An 18,824-nucleotide genomic window follows, 5' to 3' on the forward strand; every position below is an offset into this window, starting at 1 on the left:
CACTGGAACGGTTTGGAGGCTTCACCGTGGTCATGCCGGGTCCCGATACCCGCGTCGTCGAAATACGCGTACCCGGGCTAGTGGGCACGAGCGGTGAAAGCCTGCTGGATTCGACGTCGGTGGTCGACGTCGCGGGCGACGGCGTCGGCAGGCTGATCCGGCCGTCGGACCGGCTGCGCCGTCCCGCTCCCGGTCCGGTGCTGCCCGCGCTCGGCCGTTCGATCCCGCGCATCCTCGAAGGCTACCTGTGGAGCGGCATGACCTCCGGTGGCGCGGCGAAGGCGACCTGGGCTCTGCTGTTCCCGTTCTCGCTGGCGAACGTCGCGCACTGGATGCTGCCGCCGGTCCCGGAGGGCAGGCGGTCCGCGGCGCTGCTCGGCGGTGTCTGCCGGGGGCTGCTGCGGGTGGCCTCGCTGCTGCTGACGATGTTGCTGATCAGCCAGCTCGCGGTGGTCTCGCTCGACCTGTTCGCCGCGCAGTGCCTCGCGCCGGGTTCGACCTGTCTCGAAGGAGCGCCGTCGTTCCTGCGCGATTTCGCGCCGCTGCGCACGGCGATCGGCGTACTGCCGTTGCTGGCGCTGATCTTCTTGCTCGACCGGATCCCGTCGTCGGACTGGCGCTCACGGAACCGGGTGCATCGCGCCCGCAGTTCGAGCCCCCTGCAACCCCAGGATCTGCCGCGGACGCCGGGGCTGCGCACGCTGCACACCGTCGCCGCCTTGACCTGCGTCGCGCTTCCGTTGCTCGGCGGGCCGTTCCGGCTGCCGTCCGCGACCTTCGACCTGGTCGTCTGGATCTGCGCGCTGGCGCTCGTCCTCGCCGCGCTGGTGGCCTCGACGGTCGGCTTCTCGGCCGGGCCGGTGATCCGGGGCGGGCTGATCGCGTTCGCCGTCGTGCTGGTCGGGATCGCCGTCGTGCGCCGGACGCCGCTGCCCGCGGGACTGCCGGGCGGCGGGCTCGGCGGGGCGGACGGGACGGTCGAAGCACTGGGCGCGGCGATGGTCACGGTGACCGTGCTGTTCGCGCTGATCCTCGTCCCGGCGGCCCTGCTCGGCCGATCGACGTGGAAACACCTGCCGCACCGGCTGCGGCCCTGGCTCGGCGGCTGGGCCGCGGCGCCGGTCGTCGCGCTGGCCGGGCTGCTCGGTGGCGGGTTCGGCGCGGGGCTCGCGGTCGCGCTACGGCAGCTGGTCGGCGCGAGCGAACTCCGGCTGCCCGACACGTACTCCCTGGTGACCGTGCTGTGGGGTGCCGGTCTCGCGCTCGCCCTCGTGCTCGGCGTGCTGGGCTTCGCGGTCGCCGTCCCGTTGCGACGGCTGCGCCGGGGCATCCCGAAGATCGTCGCGCTCATGGAGATCAGCGAGGCGCAGGAAGAAGAGGCAGCCCGGGTATGGGCCCGCGCCTCGTGGGAACGCAAGCATCTGCACCATCTCGCGCTCACCGTGGCGCTCGCGATGGCGGCGGGCGGCGGCGTGCTCTTGGTGCTGCGCTTCGGTTTCGGCCCACTGGGCGCCTGGTCCAAGCCGATCTCCGCGATCGGCGTGTTCGCGCTCGGCGCGATGGCGGCGGGGCTGCTGCGCGTCGTGTTCGCCGCCGCGACGACCCCCAAACGCAGCCGTCACCTCGGGGCGCTGGCGGATCTCGTCTGCTTCTGGCCGCGTGCCGCCCATCCGACCGTGCCGCCGAGTTACGCACTCCGGGTCGTCCCGGAACTCGCGGACCGCGTCAAAGAACATCTGGCCGACCCCGGCACGCGGGTCGTGCTGTCCGGCTACAACCTCGGCAGCCTGCTGACCGTGCTCGCCGCCGCGCGCGTCATCGCCGACCTCCCGCCGGAGGACCGTGACCGCGTCGGACTGCTGACCGCGGGCTCACCACTGCAATGGGGTTATCAGCGCGCGTTCCCCGCGATGCTGCCGCAGACGCAGCTGGCCGGGCTCTACGAAGGTCTCGACGGCCGCTGGCGCGCGCTGTGCCGCGGTACGGACATCTTCGGTGGCGGCGTCACGACGTGGCGGCATCGCGTGGTGGGCGGGAAACTGCTGGGCGACGGCTACCTGCCCGGTGGCGGCACCGGACCGCTGGCCGCCGAACCCGACGAGCAGGGTGTCCTCGTGCTCGGCGGCGATCACTGGCTGCCCGACCCGATGCGCGGGCCGACCGGACGGCACCGCTGGGCGCCCGGCGTTCTCAAGCACACGGACTACGTCGTCGACGCCGAATGGGACAACGCCGTCGCGATGGCCGCCGGTCTCGGCCGCCCCCGCCCGAAGAATCCTTGGGGCGAGCAGGGTTCGCTGTTCGGGGACTTCCCGCAGATGCGCTGAAGGCCCCCTTCGCGAGGAAGAGGGCCTTCAGGCGTCAGCTGGTTCAGTCGGTCTTGCCGCGGCGCACGCGCAGCAGGACCAGGACGCCAGCACCGGCCAGGACCAGCAGGCCACCGGCCCACAGCAGCCAGGCGTTGTCGAAACCGGTGTCCGCGAGACCGCCACCGTTGCCGCCGTTACCGCCGACGTTCGGGGCGGGAACCGCGGTGCTCGACGGCGCGGAGGTCTCGGACGGCTTGTCCGTGGTGGTCGGCGCGCTCGTCGGCGGCTTGGCCGTCGTCGTCTTCGTCGGCTCGCTCGGCTTCGTGGGCTCCGACGGCTTGGTCTTCTTCTCGCCACAGGCGAACCAGTGGCTGATGTCGGCCTGCTGACCGCCGCCGTTCATCGGCGAACGCAGCTTCTCCCACGGCGGGGTCTGGCCGAGGCCGCGCTTGCCGGGCTCGTAGATGTTGTAGCCGTCGCCGCCCTTCACCACGATCGCGGTGACGGTGACGCCTTCACCGACCGCGGTGATGTTGAGGTACTTGTCCTTCTCCGTGCCACCGGTGAAGGTCAGGTCCTTCGTCGAGATCTCGGTGCCCGGCAGCTTCGCCTTCTCACAGGTGCTGACGTTCTTCGGAGTCGGGATGGCGCGGGGGTCGTCGGTGTGGCACGCGAGCGCGGTGCCCGTGACGCCGAGCAGGGCGGCCGTCGCCAGCGCGACGACGGTGGCGGCGGAGCGGACACGCCGCGCGGAAATGATCTGCATTCAGAGCTCTCCTGTACCGATCGGGGGACAAACGAGCAAAGCGTGGTGCCACCTCCGAGGGAACGCGGTCAACTCGCGGTGTTTCTGCAGGAGTCGCGTTAACCCATCAGGGGGAAGCAGGTCCCGGACGGTATCGCACACGGATTTTACGGCGGCATCGGGACCCCCGGGTGTTATCGCTCCGAGACCGGACGGCCCGCGCACGAAAACGGCCCACCATCCACAAAGGAATGGTGGGCCGTCGAAACGAGAATGATCAGTCCGAAACGGACGTCGGGACCTCGTCCTTCTTCTGCTTGCCGAGCAGCGAATGGCGGCGGCTGTAGACGAAGTAGATGAGGACACCCAGCACCATCCACGCGATGAACCGCAACCAGGTCAAAACGGTCAGGTTCAGCATCAGCCACAGGCAGGCGAGGATCGCCAGGATCGGGACCACCGGCACCCACGGCACCCGGAAGGCGCGGGGCAGATCCGGTCGGGTCTTGCGCAGCACCATGACACCCGCGGAAACGAGGATGAAGGCGAACAGCGTGCCGACGTTGACCATCTCTTCCAGCTTGTCGGCCGGGAAGAAGGTCGCGGCGACGGCGACCAGTCCGCCGACGACGATGGTCGCCCGCTTCGGCGTCCCGTTCGCGCCGGTCTTCGCCAGCGAACGCGGCATGAGGCCGTCGCGCGACATCGCGAAGATGATCCGGATCTGGCCCAGCATCAGCACCATGACGACGGTCGTCAGACCGGCGAGGGCGCCGACGGAGATGATGTTGGCCGCCCAGTCGACGCCGTTGGCCGCGAACGCGGACGCGAGCGTCTTCTTGCCGCCGTCGCCTGCCGAGGTGGCGAGTTCCTTGTAGTTGACCATGCCGACGACCACGAGCGACACGGCGACGTAGAGCACCGTGACGATGGCGAGCGAGCCGAAGATGCCGCGGGGCACGGCCTTCTGCGGGTTGCGGGTCTCCTCGGCGGTGGTCGCGACGATGTCGAAACCGATGAACGCGAAGAACACCAGCGAAGCCGCGGCCAGCAGACCGAAGACGCCGAACGAGCTACTGCTGCTGCCCGCGAACACCGAGAACAGCGACTGGTCGACCCCGGTGGCCGACGATTCGGCGCCGGACTGGGCCTCCGGGATGAAGGGGCTGTAGTTGGAGCCCTTGATGTAGAAGATGCCGAGCACGATCACGAACAGCACCACCGCGACCTTGATCCCGGTGATCACCATCGAGAACCGCGAAGACAGCTTCGTGCCGAGGGCGAGCAGGGTCGCCAGCACCAGCACCACGACCAGGGCGCCCCAGTCGACGGGGACACCGCCGATCTCGAACGTCGTCTTCGTGCCCTTGCCGAAGATGTAGGAGAGCACGGTTTCCAGGTAGGCGGACCAGCCCTTCGACACCGCGGCCGCGCCGACCGCGAGTTCCAGGATGAGGTCCCAGCCGATGATCCACGCCATGAACTCGCCGAAGGTGGCGTAGGAGAACGTGTACGCACTCCCGGCCACCGGGACGGTCGACGCGAATTCCGCGTAACAGAGGGCCGCCAGCGCGCAGGCGATGGCGGCGAAGACGAACGAAAGCGACACCGACGGGCCCGCGTAGTCGCCGGCCGTGCGCGCGGTGAGCGTGAAGATACCGGCACCGATGACGACGGCGACGCCGAAGACGGTCAGGTCCCACGCGCTCAGGTTCCGCCTGAGCTTCGTCCCCGGCTCGTCGGTGTCCGCGATGGACTGCTCGATGGATTTCGTACGCCACAGACCGTTTCCGGGCACCCTTGACCTCCTACACCTGACTGCGGTTCAACGGACCCTATCGCCCGGTCGTGACGGCAGCGCGGTGGGAGAGCAACGAAGTACGCGGAGGTCGTGGCGGTAGTCGGCGGAGTACGGAGAGTTGCTCCGGATGGTGGTCGCGCACTGCCTGGCCCAGATGTCATGAAAGGGCCGTTCAGGACGAAAAACGTCCTGAACGGCCCTTTCATGACATCCGTGAAGCGAGCGGAGACCGGCTCACGCCAGCGCGCGGTCCAGATCCGGCTCCAGGTAGATCAGCTTCGCCGTCGGCACCTTCGCCCGCACACGCGCTTCGGCGTCGTCGATGGCTTGCGCGATTTCCGCGGTCTCCAACCCCGGCACCAGCGCGAGCTTCGCGGCCACCAGCATCTCGTCCGGTCCGATGTACAGCGTCCGGATGTGGATGACCCGCTCGACCTTTCCGGCGGCGAGTTCGTCGACGATCACGTCGAGGTCGGTCTCGGAGGCGCCCTCGCCGATCAGCAGGCTCTTCATCTCGATGATCAGGATGATCGCGATGACGCCGAGCAGCAGGCCGATCGTCACGGTGCCGATGCCGTCCCACACCGGGTCCCCGGTGACGACGGAGAGCCCGACGCCCGCGAGCGCGAACACGAGGCCGAGCAGCGCGCCCGCGTCTTCGAGCAGCACCACCGGGAGTTCGGGGGTCTTGGCCTGGCGGATGAAGGCCCACCAGCCCACGTCGCCCTTGATCTTCTTCGACTCCTGGATCGCGGTGTAGAAGGAGTACGACTCCAGCCCGATCGCGACCACGAGGATGCCGACCGCCACCAGCGGCGAGGTCAGGTCCTCGGGATGCGAGATCTTGTGGATGCCCTCGTACAACGCGAACACCGAGCCGAGGCTGAAGAGCATCAGCGCGACGATGAACGAGTAGAAGTACCGGTCCCGCCCGAAACCGAACGGGTGGGCGCGGGTCGCCTTGCGCTGCGAGGTCTTCTGGCCGAGCAGCAGCAGGCCCTGGTTCGAGGTGTCCGCGAGCGAGTGCACGGACTCGGCCAGCATCGAGGACGACCCCGTGATGAGGAAGCCGGTGAACTTCGCGGCCGCGATTCCGGCGTTCGCCACGAGCGCGGCGATGATCGCCTTGGTTCCGCCACCTGCAGACACTTGCAACTCCCCAAATGGTGTCCCGATATGCCGGGTTCGAAGGCTAGCAGTGCAGATGAGCCGGTACGCGCCGGGCGGGACAGGTCACAGAATTGTCGGGGCCCCTCGCTAGTCTCGCCCCTCTCATGACCTGGGGAGGTGCCCGTGCCGCGATTCGGCGTGCTCGGACCGTTGACGATCGAGGATCCGCCCGGGCGGCGCACCACGCCGCGCGGCGATCATCAGCGTGCCCTCCTCGCCGTCCTGCTGCTGAACGCGAACTCGTCCGTCCCGGTCGACGCCCTGGTCGAGACGCTCTGGCCGGACACGCCGCCGAAGTCGTACTCCTCGAATCTGCACACGTACGTCTCCCGTCTGCGGGCCCGGTTCGCGGGGCTGGAGATCGAGCGGGATCCGCACGGCTACCGGCTGGTCGTCGCGCCCGCCGACCTCGATCTGCTGTCCTTCCGCGAAGCCGCCGCGGCGGGGAAGGCCGCGGCGCGGGCGGGCGATCCGGCGTCGGCCGCGGGCCATTACCGCCGGGCCCTGGCGGAATGGCGCGGCCCGGTCCTGTCCGGGCTGCACATCCCCCGGCTCGACGCCGACGTCGCCCGCCTCGAGTCGGAGCGCCTGGCCGCCTTCGAAGACTGTGTCGACGCCGAGCTGTCCGACGGCAGGCACGGCGAGCTCACCGGCGAGCTCCAGGCGATGATCACCGAACATCCGTTGCGCGAGCGGCTGGCCGCGCAGCTGATGATCGCGTTGCACCGCGCCGGACGGCAGGCCGATTCGCTGGCCGTCCACCGCGAGCTGCGCGCCACCCTCGTCGAGGAGCTCGGTGTGGAGCCCGGCGCCGAGGTCCGCCGGGTGCACGCCGCCGTGCTGCGCGGTGAGGATCCGGTGCCCTCGGCGAAGGCCACGCCGATCTTCCCGATCTGCCAGCTGCCGCCGGACATCGCGGATCTCGCGGGCCGCGAGAGCGAGATCGCGAAGCTCTCCGGGCTGCTCGGCGACGGCACGGGCGTCCCGGTCGCGGTGGTCACCGGCGAGCCGGGCGCGGGCAAGTCCACGCTCGCGGTCGCCACCGCGCACAGGCTCCGCCGGTCCTTTCCGGACGGACAGCTGTTCGTCCCGCTGGCCGGCGCCTCCGACCCTCGCGACCTCTCCGACGTCCTCGGCGACCTGTTGCGCGCGCTCGGCGTCACCGGGCCCGCCATCCCGGACGACGTCGAAGCCAGGGCGGCGGTCTATCGAGGCCGTCTCGCCGATCGCCGGGTCCTCGTGGTGCTCGACGACGCCGCCAGCCCCGAGCAGGTCCGCGCGCTGCTGCCGGGCACACCGGGCACCGCCGTCCTGATCACCAGCAGACGACGGCTTTCCGGGCTCGCCGGGGCGGATCGTCTCCCCCTCGCGCCCTTGTCCGGCGCCGAGGCGATGACGCTGCTCGCCCGCCTCGCCGGGCCGGATCGCGTGGGCGCCGAACGCGCGGACGCGGAACGGATCGCCAAGGCCTGCGGCAATCTCCCGTTGGCGTTGCGGATCGCGGGCAGCAGGCTCGCGATGCGGCCGGGCCTGCCGCTGGGGAAGCTCGCCGGACGGCTGGAGGACGAGGTCTCGCGCCTCGACGAGCTCCAGGTCAGCGATCTCCAGGTCCGCGGCAGCATCGCGTTGAGCTATCAGGCGCTCAGCCCGGCGGCGCGGCGCGCGTTCCGGCTGATCGGCCGCTGCCGCACCCTCGACCTGCCCGCGTGGGCGGTGACGACGCTCATCGATGACGAAGGCGCCGACGAGGCCATCGACGAACTCGTCGAGGCCAGCCTGCTCGAAGCCACCGGCCTCGATCCGACGGGCGAGCAGCGGTTCCGCGTGCACGACCTCGTCCGCGTGTTCGCCACGGAACTCGGCCGGGAGCAGGAAACCCGCGCCGAGCGGGTGGCCACCGTCGCGAAGGTGTCGGACGCGGCGCTGTGTCTCGCCGACACGGCGGCCCGCCGCCTGCCGAGGACGGTGCCGATGCCGTTGTCGGATCACGACGTCCCCGCGCAGCCGCTGGAGGCCGAGCTGGTCGAGCGGTTGCTGCGTGATCCCGGCACCTGGTTCTCCGTGGAGCGGGCGAACCTGGTCTCCGCCGTCTCGTCGCTGTGCGCCGTGGGCTGGCGACGGAAAGCGTTGCTGGTACTGGAAAGACTGAGCGCGTACCTGTACTTGCACAGTCATTACACCGACATGCGGACGTCGTACGAGACGTTGCGCGACGCCGCCCGCGAGGCGGACGACCGGCACATCGCCGTCATCGCGGACGCGAATTTGGCGGTACTGCTGCATGTTCGCGGTGAGTACGAACGCGCGGCCGACGGTTATCGCGCGTGCTCGAAGGACTTGGCGGAGCTGGGCGACCTCGCCACCCGGGCGTGGGTGGAGACCAATCTGGCGCATTGCCTGGTCGGGCTCGGCCGGGCCGGGGAATCGCTGCACGCCGCCACCCAGGCCCGCGAAATGTCCACTGTGGAGGATTCCGGGACCCACGCGAGACGAGCGGAATCCGCCGCCCTGCACCGGCTGGGCAAGATCTCCGAAGCGCTGGAGATCGATCGCCGGATCCTCGTCCAGGCGCGGGAATCCGCCGACGACCGACAGCTCGGTGTTGCCCTGCAAGGGCTTTCGTGGTCGCTGATGCTCGACGGCCGCCAGGAGGAGGCACTGGCGACGATCGAGGAATCGGTCCGCGTCCTTCGCCGGACGACGGCGAAATCGGCGCTCGCGAAGTCTTTGCGCACCCAGGGCGCGATCCTCGCCGGCGCCGGGCGGCGCGACAGCGCGGTGAAGGCCTACGAGAACGCGCGGCGCCTGGCCGGAGCGCTCGAAGAACGGCCGCGAGAGCTTTCCTGCACCCGCGCGATCGCGGCGAGCTGGATCGGCGACGGCCGGGCCGACCGCGCGATCCCCGTACTGCACCGATGTCTCGACGAATTCCGCGCCATGGGCGGGAAACCGGCGACCGGCCTCACCCTGCACGTGCTGCGCAGGGCGTACGAGGCCGTCGGGGAAACAGAAGCGGCCGAGGCGGCGGGTGAAGAGGCGAAGCGATTGGAAGTCCCCCACGACGCCAACGCTTCGACCCTCGTCCGGTTGCTGTTGTCGCTCACCGAACCCGCCCCGGCCTGACCGGGTGGTGCCCGACCCCTCAGACGGGCACCACCCGGAAGTCACCTGCACTTCACCAGGCGGCGTGCCGTGGTTCCCGCCGTCCGGCGGAGAACCAGGCCAGCGTGATCGCCAGCACGCCGTTGGCCACGGCGTCCCACACCGGCGGCGAGGCTGCCCCGAGCCGTGAGACCGCGAACATGTTGATCAACCCCGCGACGGTCAACATCACGCGGACGGGCTGGGTGCCCGTCACCACCAGCGCGGCGGTCAGCAGCACCTGCGCGCCGAGCGAGACGAGCACGACCAGCGGGAGGTTCAGCCTGCTCTCCGCGCCCGCCGCGAGCACCTGCAGGCCGCTCCCCGCGGCCTTGACCGACTCGATCGCGTCACCGGCGAGCCCCGCCATCGCCTGCGCCGAGCCGACCAGCTCCTGGCCGCTCGGTACCGGGAGGACCAGGTCGACGACCGGGACGAGCGCGGTCACGACGGCGAATCCGAGCGCGGCGAGCAGGACGGTGGGGCGCACGGGAACCGGCCCCCGGAATGCACGTCCGCTCGCCGCGCCGGGATGGGAAGTCACTGCTGTCGCTCCTTGGCTATCGATGTCCGGGAGGAGCCGACGCCAAGCGCCGGGTCACCCCTTCGGTCGATAGTCGCGGAAGCCGCCACACGGAACGCACACACTTCGGCCAAGCCCGCGTTTCGTCCTCTGAATCCGGTCCTTGCGCGCGCAAGGACCGCATTCAGAGGACGAAACGCGGGAGGAGGATCAGCAGGTGCCGGCGGTGGCGCGGAACACCTGGGTGCGTTCACCGGACAGCGGCCGCACGCGGACCGCCGGGTCGGCGGCCGGGAGCCACACCGACTGGCCGCGGCGGAGTTCGACCTGCTCGCCGTCGTCGGCCGTCACCAGTAGGCCACCCGCGGTGCACAGCAGGATCTGCGGGCCGACGTCGTGGACGGCGACCTCGCCGTCGTCCCCTGCCTCCCATTCGATCCGCGAGAGCTCGAACTCCGGCGCGTCGGTGCGGTACACCGACAGCCGCTCTTCGCGCTCTCCGCTCTGGACCGGCATCTCCCCGCACGCGAAGTCGACGACGCGCAGCAGCTCCGGCACGTCGACGTGCTTCGGGGTCAGCCCGCAGCGCAGGATGTTGTCCGAGTTCGCCAGGATCTCGACGGCGGTGCCGTGCAGGTACAGGTGCAGGTTGCCGGCGGGCAGGTAGATCGCCTCGCCCGCGCTGAGCGTGAGCCGGTTGAGCAGCAGCGCCGCGAGCACCCCCGCGTCGCGAGGATGCGCTTCGCCGAGCTCCAGGATGGTCCGGCATTCGACGTCGAACTCGCCACGTTCCCGGACGTGCTTCACACACGAATCGAGGACCTCGGGCAGCAGTTCGTCGAGCGCGGCCTGCGGCAGCGTGATCCACGTGGTGAACAGCGCGCGCAGCCCGGCCGGATCCGGCTGGGCCTCCAGCAGCACCGCGTACTTCGCCAGCCCGGGCGTCTCGATCGCCTTCAGCAGCGCGATCGTGCGTTCCGGGTCGCGGAAGCCCGCGAGCGCGTGGAACTCCGTCAGCGCGCAGACCAGTTCCGGTTTGGCCGTCGGGTCCGGGTAGTTGCGATTCGAGGCGTCGCGCGGGATGCCCGCCGACTCCTCGCGCGCGTACCCCTCCGCCGCCTGCGCGGCCGACGGATGCGCCTGCATCGAAAGCGGCTCTTCGGCGGCGAGGATCTTCAGCAGGAACGGCAGCCTGCCACCCCAGCGGCCGGCGCAGGTCGTGCCGAGCTGGCCGACGGGATCGGCTTCGACGAGCTCCAGCAGGCTCCGCTCGGTGCCGTCCGGGCCGATGACGTGGGACGGGTCGCCGGGGTGGGCGCCCATCCACAGTTCCGCCTCCGGATGCGGCGCCGGCACCGGACGCCCCAGCAGCTCGGGGATCGTCGTTCTGGACCCCCACGCGTAGGGCCGCACGGCATTGCGCAGCAGCTCCACTGTCACCTCAACTCCTCGCCGGGCACGGGTGGTGCCGGCCCTCATTGCTTACGTCGCGCTCGGGACTCACGCCGTTGCAGGCGTGTACCTCCCGGCGCCGCCGATGCTGCCGACGGCCAGCCCCAGGTAGACCGCGGCCAGCTCGAAACGCAGGGCGAGAACGGCCGCACGCACGATCTCGTCCGTTTCGATCTCTTCGGCCGGGGCGATCACGTCGCCACCGGGCAGCAGGTCTTCCGCCTGATAGCGGGCCGCCTCCGCGGCGGGCCCGGTCCGGACCGAGAGGAGCAGCACCCTCGGCGTCGGGCCGGCCCCCTCCTCAGGGTCCGCGAAGATATCGCGATCCACGCCGCCGGACAACGCCGCCCGCCGCAAAGCGGGCCTGGCCAGTGCCTGGCGGTAGTCCTCCACGTCACAGACGACGGCGGCGTGCGCGGCGAACGCGTGGGCCGCGTGCTCGCCGACGGCGACCGCGACCGGGTCCAGCCCCCACAGCAGCGGCTGGCGCTCGGCCAGCTTCAGCGCCATCGCCTTGGCCGGGTTCGCGAACGAGTCCCTGGCCAGGTAATCCTTCTCCGCTTCCGCGTCGAGGTGGTCCGCGAGCTGCTCGAGGTCGGCCACCAGCAGGCCGAGGGCGTTCGCGGTGAGCAGGGCCGCGGCGAGCCCGCGCGGGAAGGCCATCTCCGGCGGAACCGGCAGCCTGGGCGCGAGCAGCAGTCCCTTGCCCGCGACGGAGGCCGCGACCGGGCCTTCGGCGGGCGCGGACAGCACGACGGTCGCGCCGAAGCGGGCGGCGCGTTCCAGTGACGCGGCCAGCTCGCGATCGCCGGCGTCGTCGGTGTGCGCGAAGACCACGTCGAGCGCGCCGATCCAGCTCGGCACCACCTCGGCGACGACCACCGGCACCGGACACGACGGGGTCAGGAGCGCGGCGACCAGCCGGGTCAGCGTCCGGCTGACCCCCGGCCGGTCGATCAGCACGAGCGAGCGCGGGCGCCCGACGTCCAGGCGATCGCTCAGCTCGAGTTCGGCCGCGGTTTCGGCGGTCGCCCGGACCTGGGCGCCCGCCATCGCGGCGGCACGGAGAAGCCCCGCGGTGTCGGCCTCGGCCAGCCTCGCGGGGTCGTCGAGCAGGGAATCGTCAGGGACCGTCGGCATGGGCGCCATCCGGGGTCGTCGGCTCGGTGGCTTCGTCCAGCAACAGTACCGGGATTCCATCACGGACCGGATACACGCGACCGCATTCCGTGCAGGTCAGCGAATCGGCCTCCGGATCGGCCGGCGTCCCCGGCCGCAGCGGCGCGTGATCGGGGGACGGGCAGGCCAGGATCTCCAGCAACTGTGCGTCGAACGTGACGGCCATGGTTACTCCCTACCTGTGGGACATCTCTATGTGTGTTTTCACGACACATTCGTTACCCACGGACTATCGCCAATACGTCTTCGGTCAGCGCCCGGACGGCCTCGGCGTCGGCGGCCTCGACGTTCAGGCGGAGCAGCGGCTCGGTGTTGGACGGGCGCAGGTTGAACCAGCCACCACCGGGGAGCTGCACGGTGAGCCCGTCCAGTTCGTCGATCTCCACGCCGTCACGCGCGCCGAAGGCGTCCTTGACCGCGAGCATGCGGGCGACCTGGTCGTCGACGGTCGAGTTGATCTCGCCGGAGGCCGCGTAGCGCGAGTACTCCGCCGTCAGCTCGGACAGCGGGCCCGCCTGCTCGCCGAGGGCGGCGAGGACGTGCAGTGCGGCCAGCATGCCGGTGTCGGCGCGCCAGAAGTCGCGGAAGTAGTAGTGCGCGGAGTGCTCGCCGCCGAAGATCGCGCCGGTCTTGGCCATCTCGGCCTTGATGAACGAGTGCCCGACCCGGGTGCGCACCGGCTTGCCGCCGTGCTCGGCGACGATCTCCGGGACACCCTTCGACGTGATCAGGTTGTGGATGATGGTGCCGCCCGGCTCCTTCTCCAGCTCACGGACGGCGACCAGGGCGGTGATGGCGCTCGGCGAGACGGGCTCGCCGCGCTCGTCGACGACGAAGCAACGGTCGGCGTCGCCGTCGAAGGCGAGACCCGCGTCGGCGCCTTCCTCGCGCACCTTCGCCTGGAGGTCGACGATGTTCTTCGGGTCGAGCGGGTTCGCCTCGTGGTTCGGGAAGTTGCCGTCGAGTTCGAAGTACATCGGGACGACCTCGATGGGCAGGCCCGCGAAGACCGTGGGGACGGTGTAGCCACCCATGCCGTTGCCGGCGTCGACGACGACCTTCAGCGGACGGCTGCCCGAGAGGTCGACGAGATTGCGCAGGTACGCCGCGTAGTCCGCGAGGACGTCCTTCTCGGTCACCGAACCGCGCTGGCCCGCGAAGGCGGGCACGCCCTGCTCGACGGTGTCGCGGATCTCCGCGAGACCCGAGTCCTGGCCGACGGGGGCGGCGCCGGAGCGGCACAGCTTGATGCCGTTGTACTTCGCCGGGTTGTGGCTGGCGGTGAACATGGCGCCGGGCAGGTTGAGCGAACCGGACGCGAAGTACAGCTGGTCGGTGCTGGCGAGGCCGATCGACACGACGTCGAGGCCCTGCGAGGTCACGCCGTCGGCGAAGGCTGCGGCGAGCTCGGGCGAGGAGTCGCGCATGTCGTGCCCGATCACCACGGAGTCGGACTCGGGCTTGATCAACAGGGCGAACGCCGATCCGAGGTCGCGGACGAGTGCCGCGTCCAGCTGCTCACCGACCACGCCGCGAATGTCGTAGGCCTTCACGATGCCCGAAAGGTCTGGCACGCCTGCTCCCCGCCAATAGTCTCGTTACAACGCCCTCTGGCGCGCTCGAAAGCCTACCGGCGAGCCCTCGCGTCAGGCGCGGCCGGGCAGGACGCGCAGGTGGCCGCGCCTGCCCGAGGGTCCCTCGGGTTCGGGCTCGGGTGCGGGCTTGTCGGAGCGGCCGGCTTCGCGCACGGCCTCGGCCAGCGCGGTCAGCTCGTCGGCGGAGGGGTCCGGGGCGGCGAAGGCGCCTTCATGCCGGACGACTTCCCAGCCCTTGGGCACGGTCAGCCGGAGGGCGTGGGCCTCGCAGAGGTCATAGGAGTGCGGCTCGCTCGCGGTGGCCAGAGGACCCACTACGGCCGTCGAATCGCTGTAGGCATACGTGAGCGTGGCGACAGCGGGTTCGAGACAACCCGTTCGCGAACACTTTCGTACGCTCCGCACGATCGAGAACGATAGCGCGTCGCGAGCCCGGCGTACCGGCGACACGCGCTTTGAATCGCCGAGCGCGTACCCTTCGGTTCGTGGCGACGGCTCGTGATTCCCGACAGCGACGGCGGATGCGACGGGACCGGCACGGCCGGGGCCTGCGCGGAGCGCTGTATCCGTCGACCCTTCCCGCCGCCGCTAGCAGGGCGGAAAGGTTCGACGCGCTGGTTTTGGACGCGCTCGAACCGATCGAAGCGCGGTGGCGGCACGAGCTGACGAAGCTCGACGTCGCTGTCGACGACGTCCCCGAAGTTCGCTCGGATGGCGCACCGGCCGGAGTCGACGGCGTGCTGCACGACGGCGCCGTCCCGCTGTCGCGGCTCGTGCCCGCCGGCGTCGACCGCGCCGGCCTCCCGACGCGGGCCCGCATCGTCCTCTACCGCCGCCCCCTCGAAGCGCGCGCGAAGGACCCCGGCGAACTCGCGGAACTCGTCCACGACGTCCTCGTGGAGCAGGTGGCGGGCTACCTGGGCGTCGAACCCGACGTCATCGAAGGCGACTGACCCCTCTCCACTCCCTCCACCCCGTATCCAGCCCCCGCCCTTCCCCGGGGGGCGTCCCCAGCCCAGTGTATCGCCGCCCACCGACGGGACCTGCGAAAACGGTGCCGGAGGGCGGAGTTGTCCACAAGGGGAAGGGGCTGTGGACAACTCGCTGAAGGTGGCTCAAGGGTTCCCAATGTGGCATTGGGGTCGCTCAGCGTCTCAAATGCGACATTGGGAACCCCAGAGCCCTTGCCCTCCCAGATCGTGTGCGAAAGCCACTTTCAGGACAACTGACGTCCCGAAAGTGGCTTTCGCGCTACCTCTCGATGCGGCACAGGTCCTATGAGGGCTGAAGGGGCCCTTCACCGCATGCCATGCAGAGAAGGGAGCTTTCACTACGTCACATGCGACGAAAGGCCCCAAAGCGAACCCCGGAGTCGCCCCCAATGTGGCATTGGGGTCACCGAGCGTCCCCAATGCCACATTGGGGGCGCCCCGCCGCAGGAAAGGGAGCCGCGAAGGCCTCCTGAGGGACGCTCAACGTCTCAAAGGAGGCCTTCAGGACACCCGCAAGCTCAAGAAGGACGCCGCCGCGTAGGAACAGCCGTCAGCAGCGTGAACAGCACCGCCGCCACCTGTGCCAGCAGCAACAGGTTCCGCGTCGTCCCCTGATGCTCCACCACGACCTCCGAAGGCGTGGCCGGCACCGAGACCGCCACCTGATGCCCCCAAGCCCGCACGATCGGCACGGCCTTCCCGTCCACGCTCGCCTGCCAGCCCGCCTCGAACTCCGCGGCCAGCACGAGCAGCCGCCCGGTCGGGCCTTCCGAGACGCGCACCCGCACGTCCGGCAGCCCGGCCTGCACCGGCGCCACCCCCGGTGACGCTCCCGGCGCTCCCTTCCCGGTCACAGCCGCCTGAGCCAGTTCCGGCGAGATCAGCGCCACCTGCCCCCCGGCGGGCAGCAACCGCAGCACCGGACGCCCGTCCGAGGTCGGCGCGGCCAAAGCCACCAGGTCGCGCGCGAGTTCGACGAAGGCGCCACCATCCGCGCCGCTCGGCAGCACGACATACGACACCCCTGAGGCCAAAGCGGCCGCGAAGGCCTGCTTCACCGCGTCCGGCGAGCCTTGCAGGAGGTCCCGGCGCCACGAAGCCAGCCGATCGGCGCTGCCCGGCGTCGGCGCGAACTCGTCGTCGCCGAAACTCGGCAACCGGCCGCCGGTCTGCCGGGCGACGTCACCGATCACCAGCACCGAGCGGCCACTCGCAGCCAGTTCCGCCGAGATCTCCGGTGCCAGCGAGGGACGCCCGCCCGCCCGCAGGGGCCCTTCCCGTCCCGCGACGACCGCGCCGGTCAGCAGCGCCAGCAGCACGAGCACCCCCGCCACGGCCGTGACCTTCGCCAGCCACGGCGCGGGCTCGACCCCGGATCCGCCCCGCTGCCAGGTCGCCAGCACCGTCCACAACAGACCCGCGCCGATCACCAGCAGCGGCACGCCGGCGTACCCGGTCGCGTGCGCGCCGCCCGACATCGGCGTCACCGCCACGAAGCGCACCGCGACGAGCCCGAGCGCGCCCAGCACGACGACCGCCACACCGGCGCCCGCGCTCTTCGTCGGCCGCACCACCAGCGCGACGATCGCGGCGGCGACCAGCGCCACGCCGATCGGCCAGGCGCCGGGGCCGCCCGGGTCCAGCCCGGCGAGATCGGCGCCGGACGCGGCCGTGGCGCCACCGCCGAGTCCGTGCAACAGCAGTTCCGGATGCCGCAGCAGCACACTCGGCCACGGCAGCAACAACGCCAGCGGCAGGAACACCACGATGCCGACCGACGCGATCCGCCGCGCGAGCCCGGTCGGCGAAGGCAGCACCACGAACCCGATCACCAGCCCGACCAGCGCCAGCGCGTGCGCCAGCGGGGAGAAGGCGCCGATCAGCGCCAGCCCGATCGCGCTCAGCGCGGAAACGTGCAGCCAGCGCGAGTCCGCGCGGACCAGCAGCCCCACGATCCCCGCGATCACCAAAGGCAGCAGCAGATGCACGACGACGACGTCGAGCCGTCCCTGCGCGACCGACGCCGTGGCCGCGGGAAGCACGCCGTACGCCGCCGCCGCGACGGCACGCACCCAGCGACGCACGCGAAGGTGCCGAGTGGCCACGTACGCGCTCAGGGCGGCGAGTGGGATGTCGCCGATCAGCAGGATCGCGACGAGCGCCGCGGGACCGCCGATCGGCGTGAAGATCGCGCCGATCGTGCCCAGCACCGGCAGCGTCGCGGGCGCGGGACTCGCCGTCCCGCCGGCGATCGCGTGCCACGGCGCGAGATACGACGACCAGATCTCGCCGAGCCCGCCGACCGGCAGCAGTTTCCCGCCGAAGAGATCGAGTCCGAGGCGGGATCCGTTGACCACGAACGCGAGCGCCGTCAGCACGACGAGCACGATCACCGGCGGCGCGAACACGGTCGCGCCGAGCACCCGCTTCCGGTCGACCTCCACGAAGACGAGTTCCGGTTCCGGCCGCGGCCCGCCGTCCCGCGGCACCGGCGACGGCTTCGGCCCCTCCGTCGCGGGCTTTTCGGGAACCGCGACCGCGACGACCGCGCTGGGGCGTCGAAGGCCCGTCCCCCGCGAGCCGACACCGCGCATCGCCCCCGCGGGCAGCGCGCCGGGACCGACCGGGCGATCTTGCCCGGCCTTCAACGCCTCCGGCGGGATCCAGGCGCCTTCCTGATCCACGCCCTCCGGCACCGTCCCGAGGGCGAAATCCCGTTCCACGCCACGCCGTACGAGGCCGACGACACCGGCGCGCACGGCGTTGCGCACCCGCGTCATCCGTCCGGTGAACAAACCGCCGACCTTGCCGGGCCGACCGGTCTTCCGGCGTTCCGCGCGGGCGGCGCGCAGTCCGGCGCGACCGCGCAACAGGTGCCAGGTGGCCGCGAGTTCCGCGCCCGCCTCGCCGGTGCGCCGCAGCAGCAGGAACGCGAGCGCCCGCAACACCGCGAAGACCGGAATTCGAAAAAGGCCGAACCAAAAGGACAGTGGCGGGCAATTGACGAGGAACACCCGGAGCCCGTGCGCGCGGTTCGCCGTCGCGAGGGAAAGGCCGAGGGCGTCCGGTTCGCGCTGCCCGGTGCTGAGCGCGCGGGCGTGCCGCAGCCGGGCCGACGGCACCGAAAGCACGCGGCCGCCCGCGGCGTTGGCCCGCCAGCCGAAGTCGAGATCCTCGCGCAGCAACGGAAACCCGGGGTCGTAGCCACCGAGGTCGTGCCAGACTTCCCGGCGCACCAGTGATCCCGCGCTCGGCACGGCGAGGACGGCGGTGTCGTTCTCATCCGGTGAGATTTGCTGCCGATGGCCGATGGCGTCGGTCGACAGACCGGCTTCGACGATCAGGCGCGGATCGCTCCAGTCGACCGCGAGCGGGCCGAGCACCGTCGCCGCGGGCTCGTTTTCGGCCGCTGCCAACAGGTTTTCGAGACAGCCGGGTTCCGGCGCGCAGTCGTCGTGCAGCAGCCAGAGCCAACCGCCGGGGTCGCCCCAGCGTTCGACGGCGTGCTCGACGGCCTCGCCGACGGCTGCACCGAAGCCGACTTCACCGGAAAGTGTGAGAATTCCGTCCAAGACCGGCGCATCGCCGTCGGCCGCCGCGTCGGCGAGGATCTTCGCGGTCCCGTCGGTGGATCCGGTGTCGACGGCGAGCACGTGCCGCGGCCGGACACCGCTGCGCCGCAGCGCGGAAAGCGCCAGTGGCAACCAGTTCTCGCCGTTGTGACAGACCACAATGGCCAGAACGGGGGCCGTGCGCGGCACAGATGACGCGGCAGTGCGAGACAACGGGCACTCCAGATGTGGCGGCGAAGTCGAGTGCCGCCACCCTACGACGCGACCCTGCCACCCGTTGGTGGCCCCACGATATGGAAGCGAACGGAAGCGATCTCCGGTGCCCGAGGCCGCCGGAGATCGCCG

At 70.9% G+C, this 18,824-nt stretch carries 13 protein-coding genes; 3 read left to right on the top strand and 10 right to left on the bottom strand.

Annotation, left to right across the window (positions count from 1 at the left end):
* Positions 1-32: 32 nt before the first annotated feature.
* Positions 33-2,327 carry a hypothetical protein gene (locus AB8M46_RS05045; protein WP_394359668.1) on the top strand — a complete coding sequence of 765 codons (2,295 nt, stop codon included), beginning with the start codon at positions 33-35 and terminating at the stop codon, positions 2,325-2,327.
* Between the two features lie 43 nt (positions 2,328-2,370).
* On the opposite strand, the gene AB8M46_RS05050 is transcribed toward AB8M46_RS05045, so the two are convergent.
* The 3 genes from AB8M46_RS05050 to AB8M46_RS05060 form a co-directional block, all read right to left on the bottom strand.
* Positions 2,371-3,075 (bottom strand): LPXTG cell wall anchor domain-containing protein, encoded by a 705-nt coding sequence (locus tag AB8M46_RS05050; RefSeq protein WP_052120760.1) that lies wholly within the window; start codon positions 3,073-3,075, stop codon positions 2,371-2,373.
* Positions 3,076-3,331: 256 nt separating this feature from the next.
* Complete coding sequence (locus AB8M46_RS05055) at positions 3,332-4,852, bottom strand: amino acid permease (RefSeq protein WP_037340988.1); 1,521 nt, start codon at positions 4,850-4,852, stop codon at positions 3,332-3,334.
* A gap of 237 nt (positions 4,853-5,089) precedes the next feature.
* A complete protein-coding gene (locus tag AB8M46_RS05060) occupies positions 5,090-6,004 on the bottom strand; it encodes a cation diffusion facilitator family transporter (protein WP_037340985.1) in 915 nt (304 codons plus the stop codon).
* 144 nt (positions 6,005-6,148) lie between these two features.
* Between AB8M46_RS05060 and AB8M46_RS05065 the strand changes: the two genes are divergently transcribed.
* Complete coding sequence (locus tag AB8M46_RS05065) at positions 6,149-9,148, top strand: BTAD domain-containing putative transcriptional regulator (RefSeq protein WP_394359669.1); 3,000 nt, start codon at positions 6,149-6,151, stop codon at positions 9,146-9,148.
* 52 nt (positions 9,149-9,200) lie between these two features.
* Here AB8M46_RS05065 and AB8M46_RS05070 read toward each other — a convergent pair whose 3' ends face one another.
* The 6 genes from AB8M46_RS05070 to AB8M46_RS05095 form a co-directional block, all read right to left on the bottom strand.
* A complete protein-coding gene (locus AB8M46_RS05070; protein ID WP_378429448.1) occupies positions 9,201-9,710 on the bottom strand; it encodes a hypothetical protein in 510 nt (169 codons plus the stop codon).
* 189 nt (positions 9,711-9,899) lie between these two features.
* Positions 9,900-11,123: a mannose-6-phosphate isomerase, class I gene (gene manA, locus AB8M46_RS05075; protein WP_394360844.1), complete on the bottom strand. Its 1,224-nt coding sequence runs from the start codon at positions 11,121-11,123 to the stop codon at positions 9,900-9,902.
* A 66-nt stretch (positions 11,124-11,189) separates the two neighbouring features.
* Positions 11,190-12,281, bottom strand: a complete 1,092-nt coding sequence (locus AB8M46_RS05080; protein WP_394359670.1) for a hypothetical protein — start codon at positions 12,279-12,281, stop codon at positions 11,190-11,192.
* Positions 12,265-12,486, bottom strand: coding sequence for a Trm112 family protein (locus AB8M46_RS05085; RefSeq protein ID WP_038508557.1), 222 nt, complete (start codon positions 12,484-12,486; stop codon positions 12,265-12,267). The genes AB8M46_RS05080 and AB8M46_RS05085 overlap by 17 nt, the downstream gene beginning before the upstream one ends.
* Before the next feature lie 52 nt (positions 12,487-12,538).
* Positions 12,539-13,894: a phosphomannomutase/phosphoglucomutase gene (locus AB8M46_RS05090; protein ID WP_394359671.1), complete on the bottom strand. Its 1,356-nt coding sequence runs from the start codon at positions 13,892-13,894 to the stop codon at positions 12,539-12,541.
* Positions 13,895-13,966: 72 nt separating this feature from the next.
* Positions 13,967-14,320 carry a DUF3499 domain-containing protein gene (locus AB8M46_RS05095; protein ID WP_073848429.1) on the bottom strand — a complete coding sequence of 118 codons (354 nt, stop codon included), beginning with the start codon at positions 14,318-14,320 and terminating at the stop codon, positions 13,967-13,969.
* A gap of 116 nt (positions 14,321-14,436) precedes the next feature.
* Here AB8M46_RS05095 and AB8M46_RS05100 point away from each other — a divergent pair, with 116 nt between their 5' ends.
* Positions 14,437-14,868, top strand: coding sequence for a metallopeptidase family protein (locus tag AB8M46_RS05100; RefSeq protein ID WP_005150818.1), 432 nt, complete (start codon positions 14,437-14,439; stop codon positions 14,866-14,868).
* Between the two features lie 557 nt (positions 14,869-15,425).
* Here AB8M46_RS05100 and AB8M46_RS05105 read toward each other — a convergent pair.
* Positions 15,426-18,692 carry a glycosyltransferase gene (locus AB8M46_RS05105; RefSeq protein ID WP_394359672.1) on the bottom strand — a complete coding sequence of 1,089 codons (3,267 nt, stop codon included), beginning with the start codon at positions 18,690-18,692 and terminating at the stop codon, positions 15,426-15,428.
* Positions 18,693-18,824: the final 132 nt, after the last annotated feature.

The sequence above is a fragment of the Amycolatopsis sp. SB7-3 genome (genome assembly GCF_041021335.1).
In the GTDB taxonomy this organism is placed as follows: domain Bacteria; phylum Actinomycetota; class Actinomycetes; order Mycobacteriales; family Pseudonocardiaceae; genus Amycolatopsis; species Amycolatopsis japonica.

What these genes read in the sequence shown, in the direction of transcription:
- AB8M46_RS05085 (WP_038508557.1), bottom strand. Translation starts at nt 12,486, where the DNA reads ATGGCCGTCACGTTCGACGCACAGTTGCTGGAGATCCTGGCCTGCCCG.
- AB8M46_RS05045 (WP_394359668.1), top strand. Translation starts at nt 33, where the DNA reads ATGCCGGGTCCCGATACCCGCGTCGTCGAAATACGCGTACCCGGGCTA.
- AB8M46_RS05050 (WP_052120760.1), bottom strand. Translation starts at nt 3,075, where the DNA reads ATGCAGATCATTTCCGCGCGGCGTGTCCGCTCCGCCGCCACCGTCGTC.
- AB8M46_RS05080 (WP_394359670.1), bottom strand. Translation starts at nt 12,281, where the DNA reads ATGCCGACGGTCCCTGACGATTCCCTGCTCGACGACCCCGCGAGGCTG.
- AB8M46_RS05100 (WP_005150818.1), top strand. Translation starts at nt 14,437, where the DNA reads ATGCGACGGGACCGGCACGGCCGGGGCCTGCGCGGAGCGCTGTATCCG.